18 protein-coding genes are annotated in these 19,156 nt (G+C 40.1%); 17 read left to right on the plus strand and 1 reads right to left on the minus strand.

Going from position 1 to position 19,156, the window contains the following annotated elements; all coding sequences use genetic code 11:
- The first annotated feature begins 28 nt into the window (after nucleotides 1–28).
- The 6 genes from FIV04_RS25865 to FIV04_RS25890 all read left to right on the plus strand — a co-directional run bounded on the left by FIV04_RS25865 (nucleotide 29) and on the right by FIV04_RS25890 (nucleotide 6,538).
- Entirely contained in the window at nucleotides 29–1,336 is a 1,308-nt protein-coding gene (locus FIV04_RS25865; RefSeq protein WP_172974340.1) for a toprim domain-containing protein, read from the plus strand.
- Between the two features lie 96 nt (nucleotides 1,337–1,432).
- Entirely contained in the window at nucleotides 1,433–2,470 is a 1,038-nt protein-coding gene (locus FIV04_RS25870; protein WP_152471292.1) for a hypothetical protein, read from the plus strand.
- Between the two features lie 850 nt (nucleotides 2,471–3,320).
- Complete coding sequence (locus FIV04_RS25875; protein WP_152471293.1) at nucleotides 3,321–3,728, plus strand: hypothetical protein; 408 nt, start codon at nucleotides 3,321–3,323, stop codon at nucleotides 3,726–3,728.
- A 46-nt stretch (nucleotides 3,729–3,774) separates the two neighbouring features.
- Entirely contained in the window at nucleotides 3,775–4,491 is a 717-nt protein-coding gene (locus FIV04_RS25880) for a hypothetical protein (protein WP_152471294.1), read from the plus strand.
- A gap of 190 nt (nucleotides 4,492–4,681) precedes the next feature.
- Complete coding sequence (gene ssb / locus FIV04_RS25885) at nucleotides 4,682–5,281, plus strand: single-stranded DNA-binding protein (RefSeq protein WP_152471295.1); 600 nt, start codon at nucleotides 4,682–4,684, stop codon at nucleotides 5,279–5,281.
- 627 nt (nucleotides 5,282–5,908) lie between these two features.
- Nucleotides 5,909–6,538, plus strand: a complete 630-nt coding sequence (locus tag FIV04_RS25890) for a hypothetical protein (protein WP_152471296.1) — start codon at nucleotides 5,909–5,911, stop codon at nucleotides 6,536–6,538.
- A 100-nt stretch (nucleotides 6,539–6,638) separates the two neighbouring features.
- On the opposite strand, the gene FIV04_RS25895 is transcribed toward FIV04_RS25890, so the two are convergent.
- Nucleotides 6,639–9,398: a TraI domain-containing protein gene (locus tag FIV04_RS25895; RefSeq protein WP_152471297.1), complete on the minus strand. Its 2,760-nt coding sequence runs from the start codon at nucleotides 9,396–9,398 to the stop codon at nucleotides 6,639–6,641.
- Nucleotides 9,399–9,425: 27 nt separating this feature from the next.
- Here FIV04_RS25895 and FIV04_RS25900 point away from each other — a divergent pair, with 27 nt between their 5' ends.
- The 11 genes from FIV04_RS25900 to traD all read left to right on the plus strand — a co-directional run bounded on the left by FIV04_RS25900 (nucleotide 9,426) and on the right by traD (nucleotide 18,914).
- On the plus strand, nucleotides 9,426–9,707 hold the full coding sequence (locus FIV04_RS25900; protein ID WP_152471298.1) for a hypothetical protein: 282 nt from the start codon (nucleotides 9,426–9,428) through the stop codon (nucleotides 9,705–9,707).
- Between the two features lie 44 nt (nucleotides 9,708–9,751).
- On the plus strand, nucleotides 9,752–10,438 hold the full coding sequence (locus FIV04_RS25905) for a hypothetical protein (protein WP_152471299.1): 687 nt from the start codon (nucleotides 9,752–9,754) through the stop codon (nucleotides 10,436–10,438).
- On the plus strand, nucleotides 10,435–10,737 hold the full coding sequence (locus FIV04_RS25910) for a hypothetical protein (protein WP_152471300.1): 303 nt from the start codon (nucleotides 10,435–10,437) through the stop codon (nucleotides 10,735–10,737). The genes FIV04_RS25905 and FIV04_RS25910 overlap by 4 nt, the downstream gene beginning before the upstream one ends.
- On the plus strand, nucleotides 10,727–11,425 hold the full coding sequence (locus FIV04_RS25915) for a hypothetical protein (protein ID WP_152471301.1): 699 nt from the start codon (nucleotides 10,727–10,729) through the stop codon (nucleotides 11,423–11,425). Before FIV04_RS25910 ends, FIV04_RS25915 begins: the two co-directional genes overlap by 11 nt.
- Nucleotides 11,422–12,264 carry an AcaB family transcriptional regulator gene (locus FIV04_RS25920; protein WP_152471302.1) on the plus strand — a complete coding sequence of 281 codons (843 nt, stop codon included), beginning with the start codon at nucleotides 11,422–11,424 and terminating at the stop codon, nucleotides 12,262–12,264. Before FIV04_RS25915 ends, FIV04_RS25920 begins: the two co-directional genes overlap by 4 nt.
- A 535-nt stretch (nucleotides 12,265–12,799) precedes the next feature.
- Nucleotides 12,800–13,228 carry a hypothetical protein gene (locus tag FIV04_RS25925; protein WP_152471303.1) on the plus strand — a complete coding sequence of 143 codons (429 nt, stop codon included), beginning with the start codon at nucleotides 12,800–12,802 and terminating at the stop codon, nucleotides 13,226–13,228.
- Nucleotides 13,229–13,244: 16 nt separating this feature from the next.
- Nucleotides 13,245–14,300 carry a hypothetical protein gene (locus FIV04_RS25930; RefSeq protein WP_152471304.1) on the plus strand — a complete coding sequence of 352 codons (1,056 nt, stop codon included), beginning with the start codon at nucleotides 13,245–13,247 and terminating at the stop codon, nucleotides 14,298–14,300.
- A gap of 5 nt (nucleotides 14,301–14,305) precedes the next feature.
- Complete coding sequence (locus tag FIV04_RS25935; protein ID WP_152471305.1) at nucleotides 14,306–15,103, plus strand: hypothetical protein; 798 nt, start codon at nucleotides 14,306–14,308, stop codon at nucleotides 15,101–15,103.
- A gap of 20 nt (nucleotides 15,104–15,123) precedes the next feature.
- On the plus strand, nucleotides 15,124–15,732 hold the full coding sequence (locus FIV04_RS25940) for a transglycosylase SLT domain-containing protein (protein ID WP_152471306.1): 609 nt from the start codon (nucleotides 15,124–15,126) through the stop codon (nucleotides 15,730–15,732).
- Nucleotides 15,733–15,918: 186 nt separating this feature from the next.
- On the plus strand, nucleotides 15,919–16,731 hold the full coding sequence (locus FIV04_RS25945; protein ID WP_172974341.1) for a DUF2859 domain-containing protein: 813 nt from the start codon (nucleotides 15,919–15,921) through the stop codon (nucleotides 16,729–16,731).
- Nucleotides 16,728–18,914 (plus strand): conjugative transfer system coupling protein TraD, encoded by a 2,187-nt coding sequence (gene traD, locus FIV04_RS25950; RefSeq protein ID WP_152471308.1) that lies wholly within the window; start codon nucleotides 16,728–16,730, stop codon nucleotides 18,912–18,914. The genes FIV04_RS25945 and traD overlap by 4 nt, the downstream gene beginning before the upstream one ends.
- The last annotated feature ends 242 nt before the right edge of the window (nucleotides 18,915–19,156 follow it).

The following is a 19,156-nucleotide window of genomic DNA, read 5'->3' on the forward strand; positions in this document are numbered from 1 at the left end:
CCGAAAGGATCTATAGAAGGAAATGACAATGAGTAGAGACTATTCTGCTGAAAATGCGCAGTTCTATGATGCTGTTGAAGCCGAGGGTTGGCTAAGTATCTTAGAAAAAACAACTCCTTTAGAGGGGGCTATTCAATACGTAGGTACCAAAAACAGTAAGCGATTTGATATTTGTCCTAATCACTCATGTAGTGAACATAAACTTTGGCCAAAAACCAAAGGGGGCAAGCCTACTGGGAACTTTGTTTTGTTTGATGATGCCAATCATACGGGAGCCGGATATTGCCATAAGTGCCGTACGCGATTTTCGCGTTTCGACATTATTATGAGTTTCAATAACTGTGACTTTCCAGCTGCGGCTAATGAGGTCAAACACGCAATTGGTTTCAGACCTGACCCAAACTATGTTCCGAAGGCGAATACTAAAAAAAATGTTGGTATTGCTGGTCCAAAAGAGCCTACGCCCTCAGAGCTAGAAGACTCAAAGCGTCTTATTAAAAAGATGAATGATGCATGGGAACAATCAGTCTTTCTAAACAATGACATCGCGTTACCGGCGGCAAAGTATTTTGCTAAAAGAGGTATAACAACCTTACACGGTATGATGAAAAAAGAGGTTAAGTTTCATCCAGCTATGCCGTTTTTCATTCCGATTTCGCACCCAAGCGAAGATCGAGAACCGGAGGATGCACTAGCAAGAGAGAAACTAATTTCTTACTGCAAAAACCACTGGGCGTTTAGTGGTTTCATTGAGAAAGAGATTGATAACGTAAGGGCTCCTGTAAACGCTAATATGGGCAATCATCCTTGTCTGTTGCTAATGGTGCGAACCAAGTATGGTGAACCTAAGCGACTACATCGAATCTTTTTGGATAAAGAAGGCGAAAAAGCTGACTTTTCTAAAGCTGGATTTGAAGTCAAAAAGATGATGCCTGGTGGTGTGGGACTTGAAGTTACTGGCTGTGCTTGTTACATCGATGATGTATCTCCAGTAGTTGGTGTTGGTGAAGGATTCGAAACGGTTTTAGCCGTTAAGCATGTTTCGCAATTACCAATGGACTGTAGTATTAATGCAGGAGGTCTTGGTAACTATCAACCTAGAGATGGCGTCAAATTCGTTATTATCTTCGAAGACAAAGATGCTTCGAAAACAGGCGAAAGAGAAGCTAAGAAACTAGAAGAGCGATTATTACACGAAGGGTATAGTGTCGTTCGACTTACACCTCCTATGGATTTAGGAAGTCGAAAGTCAGTAGATTGGTTAGACGTTCTATGCGAGATCGGGCCTTATGGTTTTCCCGAGATTGTACATCGATGGAGAGAGATTGTTACATAAACAATGAGGGGCAACCCTCATTTTAAAGGGTTTTCATTTTTTGAAAGCCTTTTAAAATGGGAACCGCCGAAAGGCATTACTAACAAGGAAACACAAATGAATCACCATACTTTACATATTTACACTGACGAATCTCATTTCTTCACTAAAGGTGAAGACTCATTTATCAATGTCTATTGGAAGATCGATTTTAATCGCGAACTCGATATGTACTTTCACAAGAAGAAGTACAAGCATGACTTTTCTATGTTTAGAGACGGAGTAGGGCGCCTAGAGATTAGGTTCTTTAGAGCTCCTAACAAACTGAAGTCTGAACATATTGCTTATATCGAAACGCTAGCTGCGAAACATATCGTCTCAAATAGTGGTATTAATGCATTTGGTTACTCAGATGATAATCAATCTATTCGTCGCGATCAGCTGCACATCGAAGTAAGCAACCCAGAGAGTGTTAACCTCATTGATAGAAAAGGTGTAGACCAAGAATTTTTCAATAGATTTAGTGCCCTTGCCGCTCTATCTTCACCGGCAGCTGGTTACCTTTACGGCGCGTCAGTATCTATGTCCACCGATAAATCATGGGTCGACTCTTATCTTAAAGAAGATTCTGTTTTCGAAAACTACAATAAGGTAGTAGACATTAACATCATCTCAAATGATTACTTCCAAACAGCACTCGGAAAAATGATTGTTGATTATCGTTCAGTTGAAGAGTGGATGAATAGTGAGTTGATGAAGTTTCAACTAGAAGTTGAAGGGGCAATTGTCCCGCGCCCATACCAAGCAGTTCTTGAAGGGCTTAAAAAGATGACTAACATCGTGTACAAAAACTCGAAAATGCTCGATAAGATGAGAGAAAAATTTGGTCACGATTGTCTAATGCTCACTGATGATGATCACCTATTGATGATTCAAGTTATGCCTATAGATCCGTCGAATAATATCTACAAAGTTTTGGGGGTTCGCCATCATATTCCAATCGCGAAGCTTGAAAGAATGCAGGCTCACGGGTTCGCCTTAGACATAACACTAGATGCACCCAAGGAAGTGCTTGAAGCATCCCGCGCACGATACGAAAGCGGATTAAAACGAACCGCATTAGCTCGAGAGAATAGTAAGAAACATAGAAAATAGTAAAACGGCTGCTCATTCGCAGCCGTTTCTATTTTTGGTCAGTACAAATATCGACGATGACCTGAGTAACAAAGCCTACAAAAAGATAATATGGTTTATTGAAGCCTAGCTTGTGACAAAAAACGAAAGCCAAAATTGCGATTGTTACAAGTTGAATAGTGGTTAGGTCCTGAAAAATTTCCATAAACATGATCAAAACTCCGAATATTATTAGTCCTCATATACAGATTAACACGCATATTTACGGCGCAAGTCGGTCGTAGAAACCGAACACCCCCTAGTTAACCTAATAGTCGTTGACGCTACGGAACATTACGCATATATTTATAACGTTGTTCTATCCTACTAGCCGCAAGGCTCACTTAACTCTTCATATTGAGTGCATCGCTAAACGTTTGTTTAAGCAATGTACTTATTTTTGCTATCCGTAGCAAAATGTCACCGCCGATTACGTGACTCCCTTAATGAAGGGTTCGGCTCAAAACATCACTTCTTACCCGAAAGGGTCCGGCTTTATCGTCACAAGGAAACACTTTATGTTATTGATTTACTATGACAATGCTTGTAGTAGAGCTGTTGTATGGTCTCTTTTAAACGTCCCTTTCGTAAAAGGAAAAGTTCGTTTATTTGCGAAGTTTTTAAACGCTATTTTTCTGATTAACTGTTTTTGTCTACTAGCTCTGTTCTATATCTGGTGTACACGAGAAAGCAGTTTTATGGTTTATGGCTTTAATGTTGCGAACTTGATTGTGCCTATCGCATGCGTATTAAAGTTCGTTGACAGTATGTCCATAGTGGCCAAAGAGTATATTAATACTCGAATTTCGATCTTTCTTGCTTAGGAGTTCGAATGGATAGCTATGAAGACCTAATTGAATTCTATCAAGATTCGATTGAGCTGTATCATGGGAACGTTGATGCCTTTTATCTACTAGACATTGATGATGAAGATGATTTAGCAAGAAGACTTGAACAATACTTGGACCACTTGATCTACATGATTAAATCCTCGTATAAGATTCAATGCCCTGGTGGTTTTGTTGAAGCAATCAATAAGAACTGCAATGAACAAGTAGCTTGCATAGTCAAGGATACGTATGTAACCGACAGGTTCAATGTCATTGTATACCATCAATCAATTCCACTTATGGATAGAAGGTACTCTACTTTGGATAAAGCTTATAAAGAACTAATCCAGTTAGGGTTTACCTTACCAAAAAAAGGCGCTTTAGAGCAGCACCTTAAACTATACACCTAAACCCACTACACGAACCCGAAAGGGTCTATTTGAAAAGGAAACACTTATGAGTACTTTATTTATTGCTCTTGCTTGTGCCATAGCACTAGTCGCATTACCGCATTTGATAGTTCAATTTCTTGGGCAGTTAGCTAACTCCCTTGGTTTGTTGGCTGGAATGGTGTGGAATGTCTTCTGCAAAACCCTATCTTTACTGGGTAAAGGTTTAGTCTGGGTTTTAAAACTCCCGTTAAACGTGGCTAAAGAATTTATTATTGCCTGTAAAGAATGGGGGAGGCTTTTCCAAAAGGGTGTCATCTTAAACAAGAAGAAGACCGAATTTAGACAAGCTGTGAAAAATAAAAAGATGCGACAGAAGTTATCCAATCAATATGATGAAGTTTTCTATGAAGCTAATAGTGTCTTAAAGACACTCAAAGCAAACAGCTCAAAATCAACGCATGTTTATGATTTAAGCTGTGAACGAGATTCTTCTGAACTTGATGTACCAACGTTTTTACGTAAGGGGATATTCCAAACTAATCCGGCAGGTAAACTTGACCGCGATGATGATGGTTTTCCAATTAAGACTTCAATTGCTTCGATGTTCGCAACAGCTAACTCTACTCAAACGGATCACGGAGAGAGAGTCGTTAATGATAACACTCACTCGGCTTCTATTGTTCCGTCCTACGACAACCATCTACCTGAGTTCTCTGTGTACGCAGCAGATGATCATGGTCTTGAGTCAATATATGACCCAAGTTTAGATGTTGTTAATTAAGAAATTGACAAAGTTGAGGGTAAATGCCCTCAACTTTTCGTTTAAGCGATATATGTCTTTACGAAGGCAAGATATCAGTTAATCGATTTTGCTCTTAGAGCAAACGTTACAGCTGCTTATGTAACACCCTAAATGTAGGGCGCGGCTTACTAACAAATTAACCCGAAAGGGTCTATAGAAGGAAAATATCATGGCATATGAAAATGAAATGCGTTTAATTGGTAACCTTGGCGCAAATCCGGAAGAAGTAGTTCTTAGTTCTGGTCAAGCCGCGAAGATTGTTTTATACGTCACGAAAAAATGGCGAAATAGACAAACTGGCGAGCCTGTACAAAAGACAAACAAGTTCTACATCAACGTTTACGGCCAACCTGCGGAGTTCGTTTTGAACCACTGCAAAGTTGGTATGCTGGTTGAGGTAAAAGCCGCTCTTGAGACTAGATCGTACGATGATAACGGTATAAGCCGCTATGTGATGGATATCGTTGTAAATGACTGGTCCCATCGTGTACAAATCTTGAGCGATCCAGCTCAAAAGCGGAGTAGCGATCAACCTGCGCCGCAACAGTACCGAGAAGCACCGCAGCAGTACCAAGAAGCATCGCAGCAACCTGCACCGCGACAGTACCAAGAAGCATCGCAGCAACCTGCACCGCGACAGTACCAAGAAGCACCGCAGCAACCTGCACCGAGACAGTACCAAGAAGCATCGCAGCAACCTGCTACTTCACAATACGCAAAGCCTCCTAAAAATGAACGCTGGAATACTGACCGTCCTTTTGGCCAATAATTCAATTGTTCAATGGTAGCCCCCTTTTGCACATGCAAGAGGGGGTTAAACCTAAAGAATCTACTTATATGTCAACACTTCGTAATAGCTTCAATATTTCACTCTATCTACGCACATATTGACATCAGATATATGGAAATTTATTTCTGACTTTCTCTCTCCTATATCTCAATTTGGTTTCATTTTGGGGCGGAAAACTTAGCAAGAAGGAAGGAGAAAATTGATTCGTATCACCACACTCAAGTGTTGACATATAAGTAGATTCTTAACTCTAAGACTATGATTGGATGATAATTTTATCGATTGCGCAAAATCCATAAATATCAGCGATTCGGTGGCACCGAAAATGACGATATTCATAATATTTTCATAACCTTAGATAAAAAAGTATAACCACAGTAAATTCGTGCTTGAATTGACATATCCATGACAACCTTTTTTCAAAAATAGGATCTAACTCACGGATATACGAAATTTGAATGAATAATTAACTGTAATTATTTCAGAAAATCGGTTTATATTTATACAAAGAGTTGCAACTTTATAACAAACGTACAACGTACACTAATAAGCAATGCTTTGTAGATAATATCTACCAATATAAACAACCAGGTGGCTTTTAAAATCATGGATGACTTAACATTCGAAAATTGCTTACCGCAACCATTGTTTGTGGCTGCGAGAAAAGATCTATCCCAAAAAATAGATAACATAATTCGTTATGATAGTTTCGCTAACACTCAAGATGACCTTCTTGAGTGTAGACAGATTATCGATACAAAGCTCTTTGAGCTTTGTTGTTTCCTACATGAAGGACGCATTAAAACGGATACCTATTTAGAATTCATTCGTTATGCGACAACGGCGCTAAGACACGCAATCATCGACTTCAACAGAAACCTGTCTATTATTCGTGGGCCACGAAAGACAAAGGTACAAAAGGTACAATTCAATGAAGTATTAGATTCGTCATTTGCTACTGATTATGACGACATCGAAGGTAGCCCTGAGATTCTACAACGTGATTTTGAAAAAACACTACAATGCTTTAAAGATAGCGCCCCAGAAGAGCTCTACGTTCGAGAGTTAGAGATTATCTACCTTAAAGAAGTGGAAGGAATGACCACAAGCGAGATTGCAGCTCAAAGTGAGGTAGCTGCAGCAACAATAAATCGTCGATTGCGTGATGCAAAAGTTGGATGTCGATCGATGCTAGAAGAGTTGAACTTAAGAAAAGATTCAATTTTCGGAAATTAACTTTTTGAACCTTCCTGTTGTGTTTGTATCCTCTTGATACTTTGCCTCAAAGCCACGGGGCGCGTAGATCGATGTAAGCAACGATCTACGCTTTTTTTTACTAGCCATTTCCTTTTAAAAGCTTGGCAGAACGGTATAAAGGTAAATTTTCATTATGGGGCTTAAATGCTCTTACAGTGATTATGACACCCGATTGCTTACTACCATCCTCAAATTCAACACCAAAATTCGGTTTTCCATCGTAAAGCAATGTTGCTGCACAATTAGTGAGTTGACTAAATAAATCATCAACGAGCTCATCCGCAAAAGTCTTTCTAAACTCATGCTCAGCAAAAAATACTCCTTGGCGCAAATGCACGATATGAGCACTTGGCTCATTTGCTCGAACGGTTTTATTCTCTAGGCCGGCCTCAATATAGGGGATCCAAGTAGTAAGTAACTTTGTAAGACATTTTTGGTCAGAATCCGATTGATAAATGCTTGTATCCGCTTCACAGCCTAACCCATGGTTTCTGGCCAACAATTTTTCCATGCGATCACTGAGCTTGCATGTATGAGGCCCTTTATTGATTCTCGAATCCATAGTGAAAGGTCTCTCATCTTCAGGAACTTCTTCACCATTGTCATTCATTACAGCTATTTTGTGCTGATCTGGAGGACTGTCTGAGAGGTCTTGTGGGTTCATCTCAAAATAGTCTTGTAAACTCTCATTACTATAATCGTCACTTGAGTCAATCTGTTCATACGCAGAAATTGGTGGCGTCTCACTAACTGGAAGATGACCCGTTGAAGAATCAGTTTTACTATTGCTTTCAACTACTGAATTTTTCTTCTGAATTTTATCAGGAGCGCCTTTTTTCACATTCGCTCGTGTTTGACCATTAGTTACACCCACTGAAGAACGGTTTGAGCTATTCAATGCTTTAGGGTCTAACCCTAAACCCACACCAATCGCCTTGTCTAACATAGAACCTTTGCTCATTGACGTTTTAGTTGATTTTCTAGATTTTTTCTTACTTGATGGTTGTTTCTCAATACCTTGTTTACTAGTTGATTTCTGATTTGTGCTGTTATTAGTTTGATTTTTGCCACTTTTCGATGTCGAAGGAGGAACGACTGGGGTTGTTTCTCTTGGTGGAGCAACTACGCTTGTTTGGGACACCTGAAGAGGTACTTGGGCCTGTTTAGAACTCGGCAGGGAACCTGCCGGTTCATTCTCATTTAGTGTGGGTTTTCTATTTCCGAAGATAACGCTTGGCTGCGACTTGTTGGCTTCATCGTCATCTCCAGAAGCACCATCCTTTAATTCTTTTGTTTCCACTTCTTGATCAAGAAGTTTAGGTTGCTCATTTGAATTGGAGGTGTCCACAACCTCGCTTTCTTTCCCTACGGCTTCAATGGGATCGTCTTCAGCAGCCTTGTTCTTGTCTAACTGTTCATACTCAGAATCATGAAGAAGAGAATATACTTCTTGGTAATTCTCTTCTGAATATGGCAAGGCTTCGTCATCTTCGTCTAAACACAAAGACTTATCACTAAACCTATACTTAACATCGAAAGTCCGAAGGTCTTTTAGTGCAACATCATTGTACTTCGTACAATCAACCACAAAATAGGACACTTCCTTCGATTTGTTTGAGTTGTTTTCACTATAAAACTCTACCCACCAAAACGTGTCTCCAGAAGGAGCAGCTAAAGTAACACCATTATCCGCCATCAATGTAAAAATTGCCTGGTCATTAGGCAGGCTTATACCTTTATCCGACAGACGCTTTTTTAATATAGGGAGCACACTTTTTGCAGAGAAAAAGATAAGGTTACCGAACCTTTCTATATGGCTATATTTTCCCATAGCAACCTTATTTGTTACTAAGTTGAAGCTATTTGGGTTCTTAACAACCTCTTTGATAATCGACTTGAACGACTCAAAAAGAGGTAAGTTAGGATCAGACAAGTCTACAAAATCACGATTGTTATTTGCCTCATGATACCTCTTTATTCCATCATCAGTTGATTCTTGGTCAGCACACTTAACGCACTCTCCAAGTTCGTGGCCCAGAGAATAGTCAGAAGCTAGAGTATGTACCAAATCAATAAACAGCTCTGCACAATGTTCTTCACTATAGCTAACGATCCACTCCATACCAGCTTGTGGCACTACGTCCTGAAAAAGATTAGCAGCAAAAAGTTCGTGAGAAGATTGGTGATATACATTGACACCTTTTTTATTTTGATAGGGTTTAATACGGTATTGAACAGCGTCAGATTCTTTAGGAATCTTGTGGATCATGTGATTGAAGAGCATCCACTTGTTCTTGTCATTCTTAGTGTACCAACGGAAATTTGTAAAAATTTTAGCCCCATCATGTAGTAAGCCACCTATAAAACAGGCATACATGAAAACTCGTTCTAACCACTGAATAGTTTCAACTTCTCTGTCTGGATAATACACACATCCTTGACTCTTCCTCATTGCATACATAGCCACTTCTAGGGAGTGTTCTATCAAACCATACGGCTCACTATGATGGTTTCGATATGACGCGCCAACACTCTGACAGAGACGTGCAAACGTCAAAATCGCTGGACGATAATATAGGTCGAACTTCTCATCTGACAAACCAGCGATTTCTTTGATTTCTCCAACTAAATACCTGCATTGCTCACGGTCTAGAATTGTTTCTGGTTCTAGGAACAACATCACATCTTTGGGATTATTTGAATCTTTAACAACTTCCGAAACAGATTTAACTGACTGATTTGAATGAATTAAATTTTCATTACTAGAAATCTCGGTCGAAAGTACCGATTTTTTTGTAACTGCTGTTTTCCAGGGGAATAGACTAAATAGAAATGTCATAACTCGACCACTTAAAAGGAATATTTAATGAGTAAGAAACCGAATTTGCCAGCACCAACCCAAGAGCTTCTTAAAGTTATAGGAACCAAAAACCAGTTAAAGAAGAAAGTTTTATCGTTAACTGATCCGCAACTCGAAAAATTGGCTAACACGGTTAAAGAAGTAACTGAAGAAGTCATGCTCGAACGAGAAGTTCAGGCCGAAGAGTCAAAGCGATTTCAAAGCATTTTAGAAAACACCCTCACCAATCTAAGCAAAGAGCACAACGTACCACTCGACGAGATTAAAAACCGAACTAGCCAGTTGTAACTAGTTTATGAACTTCAAAGTAGCTTAGAGAAAAAGGAAAGTTTATGGGGGCAGGAACCAAATTCATCAACGAGATTGTAAACTCGTTGCCAGAACTACCCGATGGATTCAATGAACTGTCTGATAGTTATAAGGCCAAATGTATCTACTATGTAAGACGACTAAAGAAGACGATTCCACACATTATTGAGCAACCATTTTCGTCATTTACGGAGTTAGAAAAATTCGTTCAAGAAGCTGATAAAAACGGTTTTTCACAGTTCATGAGTTCAGATTTTACGAAGAGTGGAGTTACGTTCACAAACCACACTCGTCGCTTAAAAGGTCTAAGTAAATACTTGTCAGCTCATGAGGTTTCAAACGGCATCATTCACCTAGATCTTGACCTTACGAAACATACTAAAACCAACTTTTCTGTCGAGCTATCAAAACTGATATCAGCTTTAAATTTTGCCGGTATTTCTAGCGTAGAGCAGTTTGCCATGGTGCTTTCCGAAGATAATCGTAGAGCTTTACATGAGTTATCAAAGTATTTCGATAATACAAATTTTTACTTCGAGTTTTTGAAATTGGTAGCCCTTGTTCTGTTAAAAAATACAACGTGTGATGAAGGTGAAATAGGACAAATCAAAGATGATTTTGACGTTGACCCTGAGCTTGCATTGTCTGCCCTGTATCCAATTGTCAATGACGCACTAGCGCTCTCAGTTAAGGAGCTTAAATACCTATGAGTATTCCTAGAGATATAAGAAACAAGTTGGCTCTTAGAAAAGTGGTCAGGGTCTCTCAACAGACGACCTTCAGTACGATCACAAGCAAGTTCTGGAATGTACATACTCCTTCTCTTAAGCCACTAGATCTCGATGCAGTTCAAGTAGCAATCACGAAGTCTCTATTATGTGGGAGCATTAATATTGTTGAGTTAATCGACTCTATTCATGCTCGTACAGAGCATTCTATTTTTGAGCATGAAAAGCCAACTAAAGCTTTCATGAAAGCCATCATGGAGGACGTCGTTCATGCCAATTAAGAGTCACGCATTTAGCCAAAAACTAATGCTTACAAGCGCAATTGAAGACGCAGTACTTAGCGACTCAATGTTAATAAATGAAATCATGTCGAAGCCCGATAATGAATGTTTAGAATTGCTGACATCACACTTTCATTTAGATAGAGAGCTTGCGAATACCGTTTTAGAAAAGCAGCTTTCTTTAGCTCTTTTTGAAGCTTCCGCGATTGCAAATGAAGACGTAACAGACTACGAGTCCATCACTCCATTGAGTGATATTAGTGACACAGCGAAAGGCCGACTTTTGATTAAAAGAATGGTCCATAAGTACGAAATTCTTATCGAGCTATTCGCAAGAAAAGCATCAGCTACAGCTAATCCATTTCTATTCAAAATGATTGGTTCTTCAAAACGAACAAGTAAGGCTGTTAAAACGATATTATCGCCTCAAATTGAAATTTCTCGTTCCAAAATAAGCACTAACTACACAAACAACAACATCAAAGTTAAGCAGTTTCGCTTGGCAAAGTTGGAGGAAACATTTGAAAAAATAGCCGACAAAATAGACCACAAATCGAGCTTCATTAAATTGGATGCGCTTATCAGAGTTGCAGATGAAAGTGGTCAATACATTAACAAAATCGACATGACCACTTCGCAAAAAATCTTCGATTTAGTCGAACAAAAAATGCAAGGAAAACAGCTATGACAGAGCAGAAAAACCGCCCAAACTTCGACGAGCATATTAAGCCAAATGATCTTAATTCGATAAGTAAGATTGGTGGAAACGAAACAAGTGAATTAGCACTTTTTGGAACGATGACTGAAAATAAACCTGATATTCCATCGGTCAAAATTGAGTTCAACACCAAGGCCGCACCTCTAATGCTTTTCTCAAAAAAAGGCAGTCCAAGAGGAAACGGAACACACTTTATTCAAGGTGTAGATTGGTTCGATACAAAGCTAACAAAGATCCTAACGGCGGTACGACAAGATGACCCATTTGCAGATCAACTGCTATTAAATTTAGAGATGTCGATTTTCAATCTTGGCCAGTTTTATCGTGAAGAACAGGCGAAGATTCATAAGTTGATTGAGCAACACTTCAATACTGCAAGTGCTGAAATTAACATTTCAAAAAACAGTCATTCTCTCTCGGTTGAGATAACACTAGCTCATAGGCTTTCATACAATCTTCTCTGGCTTGTGAAAGAACTTGATACGCTTCTTTACTTCCTTTTCTATTGCGATCAGTACTCAATTCTAATGGTAAAAGACATCAAAGAAAGACGCGAAGTCTTAAAGAAAAAGTTTCGACAAGTACTAGCTCAAATTAACTTGTGGACAAGCACAGGAATCAGCAGGGAAGACCTCGCTTATAATACAGCGAAGGTTCAAAAGGCGTTCGAAAAGAACAATAAAGTACTGCTTTCAAAAGAAGTGATTTACTTGGAACTTCGTGCAGATTGTGCTCCAGAAATTTCATCTCATCGAAACGACATCTTGGATAGCGGTATCTACGAAAAACTGAAAAACTTATACAAATAAAATAACTTTGCACCGTAACTTAAAGGCGTCTATTGGGTATCAATAGGCGCTTTTTTTGTTCCAAACACAGACTATTTCACCATATAAGCCAGAGCTATCACACATCAAAGAAACATTCATATGCATATGAAAACATTCATATTATATTGGATTTTCATACATCAAATTATGGAACCCAAGCCAAAAAGTTTAGGTCCCATACAAAAAAAACTGGAATTGCGGATACGAAAACTTGCGTCTCACCACTAAATCTTGGAATTTCGTACATAATCATTAGTAAAGTGAGATATGATTTTCTGGAAAAGCATACACATAAGGTTGTATAAGTGAGATTTTAGATTGAGTTTTTCAGAGGCGATTTTCACTATATAAAATATATGAAGATAAGCTATATGTAGGTGGCCTACCTTGAGCTTATCTTCATAGATTTTTGGTTGGTTGCCTAGTCTGCCAAAAATGCGGAATCTTAAAAAAGGTGCTGAATCCTGATTTGCGTCTAGTTGTTAGTTAGCTAACTAAACATCAGGAAATCACAATGCGTAAAAGTAGAATGACCTTACTTGTATTCGCAGTTTCTTTTTCAGTTCATGCATCAGACAGGCATACTCAAAAAGTTACCGAAAATCTAGTTATGGATGTGGGTGGTTATACGCAGGTAAAGGTAGATACGGAACTTCAACAAAAGTACCCGCTTCTTAAAGTTACCTCATTAAGTTTTCCATCATCAATAAAGTACATCGGGCAGTCCATAAACTATGCCCTCAGTTTGTCGGGATATTCACTCGAAGACTTGAAGAAAACGGACTACGAAACTCTCAATCTCTATTCGCTAAAACTTCCAATAACGAATAGGAGTTTTCAACGTTCAACGACACTTCAAGTCGTCGAGACTATCGTTGGTGCTGGATTTGAAATCAGCGTCAACGAGGAAAGTAGAATAATCACGATAACGCCAGTTAATTAACTGAGGTGTACTAAAGATGCGAAATGAAAACAAGCGCGACCCAAATGAAAAACTAGAAACCTCTACTGTAGGTGAAGGTGTACATGCAGTAGAAGAATCTGAAACTAAAGCTTCTGTCTATCAAAGTAGCGATAGTGTAACCGTTGGTAACAGCAACGAAAGTGAGCCTGCAGAAATGCTATCGTCTGAAACGACTGAGCAGACTCATGAGTCTGAATCCAATAAAAAAGGAAAAGCTACGAAGACTGATGGTGAATTGAAAAAAAAGAAAACCAGTCTGATTGGATTGATAGGAGGTGTAGTTCTACTCAGTGCAGTTGTCGGTGGCGGCTATTTCTACTTTTTTAATAATGACCAGTTTTATAACTTGGTTAGTATGTCTGATGATAGTAGTCCGAACCCATCTGCAAAAGAGATGGAAAAAATGAAGATGGAACTTCAAAACCTGCGAACAGAGTTAGACCAATACATTGGGGTTAATGAATCGGTAGAAGAAATGGAAAATCAGATAATAAGTCTCAAACAACGTATCGACAATGTTGCAGCAAAGCTTGAAGACGAGATTGGAAATTTTGAATTAGAGTCAAACAGACGATCACAACGCTTAGAAGAAATCAGTCAACGTCTAGGCCAATTGAAAGTCACTGAAAATATTTCACTCGAAACAAAAGAAGAGGTCGAACGTCTTAGAGTTTCAATTAAGGAGATACATGAACAAAGTTTAAGCTCGGAATTGCTAATCGCTAAAAAGTTAGAAGATTACAAGCAAATGCTCGATCTTGAAGAAGGCAAAAAAGTTTCAGTTTCAAAGTCTGAAAAAGCAAGGAATCAAGAAAACAACCTAGACTCAACTTACGGTGAAGTGATCACAAAAATTGGACCTCTTAAGTTAGAAAGCATTGTTAGCCATGGGAGCCAACGAGTCGCTGAGCTATCAGATATGATTAGTGGTGCAATCCCTATCATCGAAGGTGACCAAGTAGGGCAATACCAAATAAGAAAAATCACCAGTGATAGCGTACTTATTGAAAGTTTATCTGGTGACAAATTTACCTTAGTGCAAGAGGGGTAAATCTTATGCGTTTTTCTAACTGCCTTCTAACGACTACAGCCTTGTTAGCTTTCTCGGCTAACTCGGCTGTTTATACACCACCACTTGAAGTAAAACAGACTCAAGTTATAGATACGACTACTGGCAACGCGACCAACAGTTATGAAGTGGATGGTGTTGAAATCACCCTTACAGAAAAAGATAAAGTAAAAGCACGTAACTGGAATCTCGGAAATGCTGATTGGGCTAAATATAAATACGCCATGGAGTACACGCCAAGAGCTACATGGACGCCTGATTTAGATCCTCCTATTGTCCTTGGAAACTTAGCCAAAACAGAAAACGAACGTCGCAAGTACGCTCGAATCATGAATCAACTAGAAAAGGATCGTAGAGACAGAGAGATTGCTTTCCAGTTATCAGCGAATGCGGTTCTGTCAGAACTGGATCCTCTCATTGCTTCAAAGAACAAGAAACAAGAAACGGGATTAGCCAAAGTACTACCAGGTAACTTTGATAAGCTTCGTTCAATTTTTTTGGACTTAAGCACCTGCGACACTTCCTGCAAAACATTTCTAACCCTCGCGGTAGCGTCGACATCTAACGTTACCAAGCTCGACATACACGCTACCAACGCAAACGAAAAGTCAGTACTCGAATTGCTTAACGATATTGGTTTATCACAAGCTGACATTTTTGCCCGTCAAATCACGATCAATGCAAAGCGAGATAACCCTTACATTGAGCAGTACCGAAATGGTGGCAAGGTTCCTTTCTACATAACAAGAACCGACAAAGGCACGACACGTTATCACAGTAATTAATAACTTACGGAGGGTTAAGTATGCGCTTAATTCTAAAGTCGGTGTTGTTAATTTCAGTTTTGTTTCACACAAGCGTTTCTGCCGAAAACAACAGTCGAAAAAAATTAATATACGTACCAACTTACTTCATTGAGATCTCAAAAATCACTCATGTCCCTGCAGACATCTTGTATGCGTTAGCAGCGCAAGAGACAAACGCCCGCATGAATGACAAGACGGTTAGACCTTGGCCTTACTCAATTAACTTAGATGGTAAGCCTGAGCGTTTCGCAAGTTACGAACAACTGGTCGCGAGGTCGAAGGAAATCATGGAGAGTGGAAGACGATCATTCGATGTCGGGTTATTCCAAGTTAACTGGAAGTGGCATTCTCACCGGGTCAATTCAATTGAAGAGCTCGCACACCCGACAAAAAATGGATTGATTGCCTCACAAATACTTATCGAGCAATACCGAATTCACAAGAACTGGGTCGTTGCCGCCGGTCGCTATCACAACCCAAACAATAACAATGGGTTGGCTGACAAATATCAAGCTGAGTTTTTGGACAAGCTAAAACGGATCCAAAACGGCTCTTATCAGAGAGCCCTTGTTAATCAAAACAAGCTTGCAATGAATCGACCTGAGTAGGCTCTTAAGCGTTAAATTGAATCAGCCATACGCAGCTGAGAATTTGGTTGGATGAAAAGTAAGATCTAAAAGGATCAAAATCCCCACAAAGCGCTATAGAGCCGATTAACCAATTAATCGAGCAAACATACCTATATGACCGCTAGACACCCTCAGAGGAAAGCAGCGGCTCAATTAGGAGGGTATATGGATATGAGTTTTATTAATAAAAGCGCGACAAGCGTAATTTTCTGCCTAATCGTATTGTGTTTAGTGTCTAGTACCAGTTATGCAACCGACATAACTAACCCGACGGTAACGGGAACCAAAATTACTACCGGAAAGCAGACTCAGCCATCGGTTGATGCCGATAGTAAGTACGATAGAAAACCCATTACAGACAAGCAGTTAGAAGAGGTTCTAATCAAGGAAACTAAAAGGCTAAACGCGTTGTTTCAAAGTTCAATCAGAAACGTAGTTGTAGATACTGATAAGTTTGGCGATCCGAACATGGTCTTGTTGGCCAGTGACGAAAGCAAATCCAAGCATATTCAAGAGGTTATCGAGATTGAAAGTAACATCAGTGGCGAGAACAGAAAAAGACAGATTGAAGAGATGATTGCCCAAGCAAAATATAAACAAGGGCAAATCACAAAAGAACAATTGGATAACCAAGTACTACGCTCTGTGTTCCCGGTACAAACGTCAATGAAACCCACTAGACTGCCAAGTCGAACCGTTAAACTATCTAAAGAGGCAATTGCAGCCATTACTAGACCAATAGCAATCATTGGTTCCGATAGGTACTCACTTGCTTGGTTTAAAGCTAATTTAGGCGCCATACGAAGACTAAACGCAGCGGTTATCGTAACGGAGGTAAAGAGCCTTACTGACTTTCAAGCAATAAATACGTTCGCACCGGATCTGATGTATCAGCCGATGGATGCTACCGAGTTTCTGAAGCTAGTAGGCGTAGGTACCTACCCAATCCTACTCACTAAGGAAGGGGGCATTCAATGAGCACTGAAAGAGAATTAGATGGTTGGTTAAGGCCGAACTATGAGATCAGAACGATCATTTACTCGCTCTTTATGATTCCGTTGGTATGGATATACGCGGACTTCTTGGGCTTCTCACTTCCTTGGCAAGTATTGATATCTTTGATTGGGATTGGTTTAAGCTATCCACGTATCAAATCGCTTATCTTCATTCGAAAGTACAAGCGCTCCCTAACAATGATGGAAGCTTTTACGATAACTCCTAAGCAGCTTAAGTGGACGAACGACTTACAGTGGATTGGAAAAGGTTTTAATTTTACGCCGGTACACTCTCAACGCGTCTGGGATGCCAAAAAAAGGGAATATAAAAAATACTACGAGAGGGGAAAGTTCTTCCATTGGCTTCGTAGAAATGAAAAATCAATGGCGGTTAAAGAGCAACGCGGTATCACCGCCTCTCTAGATAAGTTGAAACTCAGAATCGCCAAAGCATCCAAAAAGCAAAAGCTGAAGATACTGTGGTTGTTGGAGCTGAATAACCCATTTCGCCCACTACCTCCAGTCGGCGGTTCACCTATAACTCATGGTGTCGGCGCTGCCGAGGAAGAAGACATATATATCAAACTTGATGATATGGTTGGTCACACTTGTTGTTTGGGCCAGAGCCGGGTTGGAAAAACCGTCATGTTACGCTTTCAAGCTACCCAGATGATAATGAGAAGAGACGGAGTAACCGGCGTATTTGATCCGAAAGGTGACTTAGAGCTCCTAGGGATTATGTGGTCAGAAGCTAAGCGATTGGGCAGGGAGGACGACTTTTACTGCTTCCTATTAGGCGAACCTGAAATATCTGCTCGATATAACGCTATCTCATCCTTCTCTAGATTGACGGCGATTGCAGGCCGAATCGCAAACCAGATGTCAGGGGGCGGTGACGGGCAGGTATTCAAAGATTTTGCTTTCAACTTCATGACATACGTTTCGGCTGCACTTTTAGATATGGGTGAACGCCCAACATTCAAGTCAATGAAGGCTAACATCGAAGACTTGGAAGGTCTGTTTAATCGTTATGGGCGTTACCTGATGAAACGTGACAACCCTACTTGGAAAGAAGAACTTCAGGAGATTGAAAGACCAAAATTCCACATGAACGCTAAAGGGGAACTAGTTGAAGACAAATTGAAAATGGGGCAGCTTAAAGGGCGTGCACACAAAACCGTTGTCACCGATAAACTGACCACGGATTTTTATGAACGAAATCCAAAGCTGATTAATCAGTCGTTTGAAGGCTTACGTTCTACCATGCGTACCGACCAAGCCTACACCTCAAAGCTTACAGCCAGTCTTATTCCTCTTCTTACCAAGTTAACTTCCGGTAAGCTGGCCGATGTTATTTCACCAAACTTTGATAATTTGAAAGATCCAAGACGAACATTTAGTTGGGACAAGATCATCCAACGCAAAGGCATCTTCTATGCTGGATTCAGTAGTATGCAAGATGAGGTTGTAGCTGAAGCGGTTGGTAACACGTTCTTTGCTGACCTCGTAGCTAAAGCAGGTGAGATAAACAACTACGGTACCAATAAAGGGATGCCTGGTGGTAACACCCAAGACATTATTCCTATTTGGTTGTTCTGTGATGAGTTTCAAGCTCTTATTGGTGAAGAGTTCATCCCTCTTTTGAACCGAAGTGGTTCTGCAGGGGTACGCGTGTTCGCCTTTACTCAGGTTGGACAGGATGTTGAAGGCAAGCTTGGTGACAAGGCTCTTGCCGATATTGTTTTTGGTAACTTTAACTCTATTTGGATGATGCGAATCGCTAACAAAGCTACTGCAGAAATGCTTACAGACCAATTGGGTAGTTGTGATTACTTGGGATTAGATGTTCAGGGAGCCGTAACGGATGGCGGCGCGGTAACACCGAAAGCGAGTTTCGATGACGACGAAAAAGCGAGCGGCGAGAGTTTCTTTGGTACCAGAACACAAGCCAGTGTTGTAATTGAAGCACATGAGCCAATCATTAGCCCGGATACGATAATGAGTCTACCTAAAGGCCAAGCCTTCGCTTTCATCAACAGGGAATATTTATATAAGTTGCGGTTACCAATCATGACCGACGAAAGCGGTGAGTCCGTTGGGGATATGGACCTAATTAGAGAAGAGCTAATGGATCGTCAAACAAGGCCCGAAAGAATGGCCGCGTAATAGATAAACATGGGGCTCTGGCCCCATTTTTATTACATGTTGCTAAATTCACGAGCGTTTGTCATAGTGAACATGTTGCTTAACCTAAGCAAAACGCCACTGCCGATAACGTGGCCACCTTAGATGTAAGGACTCGGCTAACAACACCTACGCCATCCCCGGCAATTACCTGAAAGGGTCTAAAAAAGGAAATACCATGATTGAACTGTTAAAAGCACACTCCCTCTTCGTTTTAGCTACGC

This window comes from Vibrio sp. THAF190c (genome assembly GCF_009363355.1).
GTDB lineage: Bacteria > Pseudomonadota > Gammaproteobacteria > Enterobacterales > Vibrionaceae > Vibrio > Vibrio fortis_A.

Bases quoted from the DNA above. Each gene is read 5' to 3' on its own strand.
- FIV04_RS25865 (WP_172974340.1), top strand. From the start codon at position 29: ATGAGTAGAGACTATTCTGCTGAAAATGCGCAGTTCTATGATGCTGTT.
- FIV04_RS25870 (WP_152471292.1), top strand. From the start codon at position 1,433: ATGAATCACCATACTTTACATATTTACACTGACGAATCTCATTTCTTC.
- FIV04_RS25875 (WP_152471293.1), top strand. From the start codon at position 3,321: ATGGATAGCTATGAAGACCTAATTGAATTCTATCAAGATTCGATTGAG.
- FIV04_RS25880 (WP_152471294.1), top strand. From the start codon at position 3,775: ATGAGTACTTTATTTATTGCTCTTGCTTGTGCCATAGCACTAGTCGCA.
- ssb (WP_152471295.1), top strand. From the start codon at position 4,682: ATGGCATATGAAAATGAAATGCGTTTAATTGGTAACCTTGGCGCAAAT.
- FIV04_RS25890 (WP_152471296.1), top strand. From the start codon at position 5,909: ATGGATGACTTAACATTCGAAAATTGCTTACCGCAACCATTGTTTGTG.
- FIV04_RS25895 (WP_152471297.1), bottom strand. From the start codon at position 9,398: ATGACATTTCTATTTAGTCTATTCCCCTGGAAAACAGCAGTTACAAAA.
- FIV04_RS25900 (WP_152471298.1), top strand. From the start codon at position 9,426: ATGAGTAAGAAACCGAATTTGCCAGCACCAACCCAAGAGCTTCTTAAA.
- FIV04_RS25905 (WP_152471299.1), top strand. From the start codon at position 9,752: ATGGGGGCAGGAACCAAATTCATCAACGAGATTGTAAACTCGTTGCCA.
- FIV04_RS25910 (WP_152471300.1), top strand. From the start codon at position 10,435: ATGAGTATTCCTAGAGATATAAGAAACAAGTTGGCTCTTAGAAAAGTG.
- FIV04_RS25915 (WP_152471301.1), top strand. From the start codon at position 10,727: ATGCCAATTAAGAGTCACGCATTTAGCCAAAAACTAATGCTTACAAGC.
- FIV04_RS25920 (WP_152471302.1), top strand. From the start codon at position 11,422: ATGACAGAGCAGAAAAACCGCCCAAACTTCGACGAGCATATTAAGCCA.
- FIV04_RS25925 (WP_152471303.1), top strand. From the start codon at position 12,800: ATGCGTAAAAGTAGAATGACCTTACTTGTATTCGCAGTTTCTTTTTCA.
- FIV04_RS25930 (WP_152471304.1), top strand. From the start codon at position 13,245: ATGCGAAATGAAAACAAGCGCGACCCAAATGAAAAACTAGAAACCTCT.
- FIV04_RS25935 (WP_152471305.1), top strand. From the start codon at position 14,306: ATGCGTTTTTCTAACTGCCTTCTAACGACTACAGCCTTGTTAGCTTTC.
- FIV04_RS25940 (WP_152471306.1), top strand. From the start codon at position 15,124: ATGCGCTTAATTCTAAAGTCGGTGTTGTTAATTTCAGTTTTGTTTCAC.
- FIV04_RS25945 (WP_172974341.1), top strand. From the start codon at position 15,919: ATGGATATGAGTTTTATTAATAAAAGCGCGACAAGCGTAATTTTCTGC.
- traD (WP_152471308.1), top strand. From the start codon at position 16,728: ATGAGCACTGAAAGAGAATTAGATGGTTGGTTAAGGCCGAACTATGAG.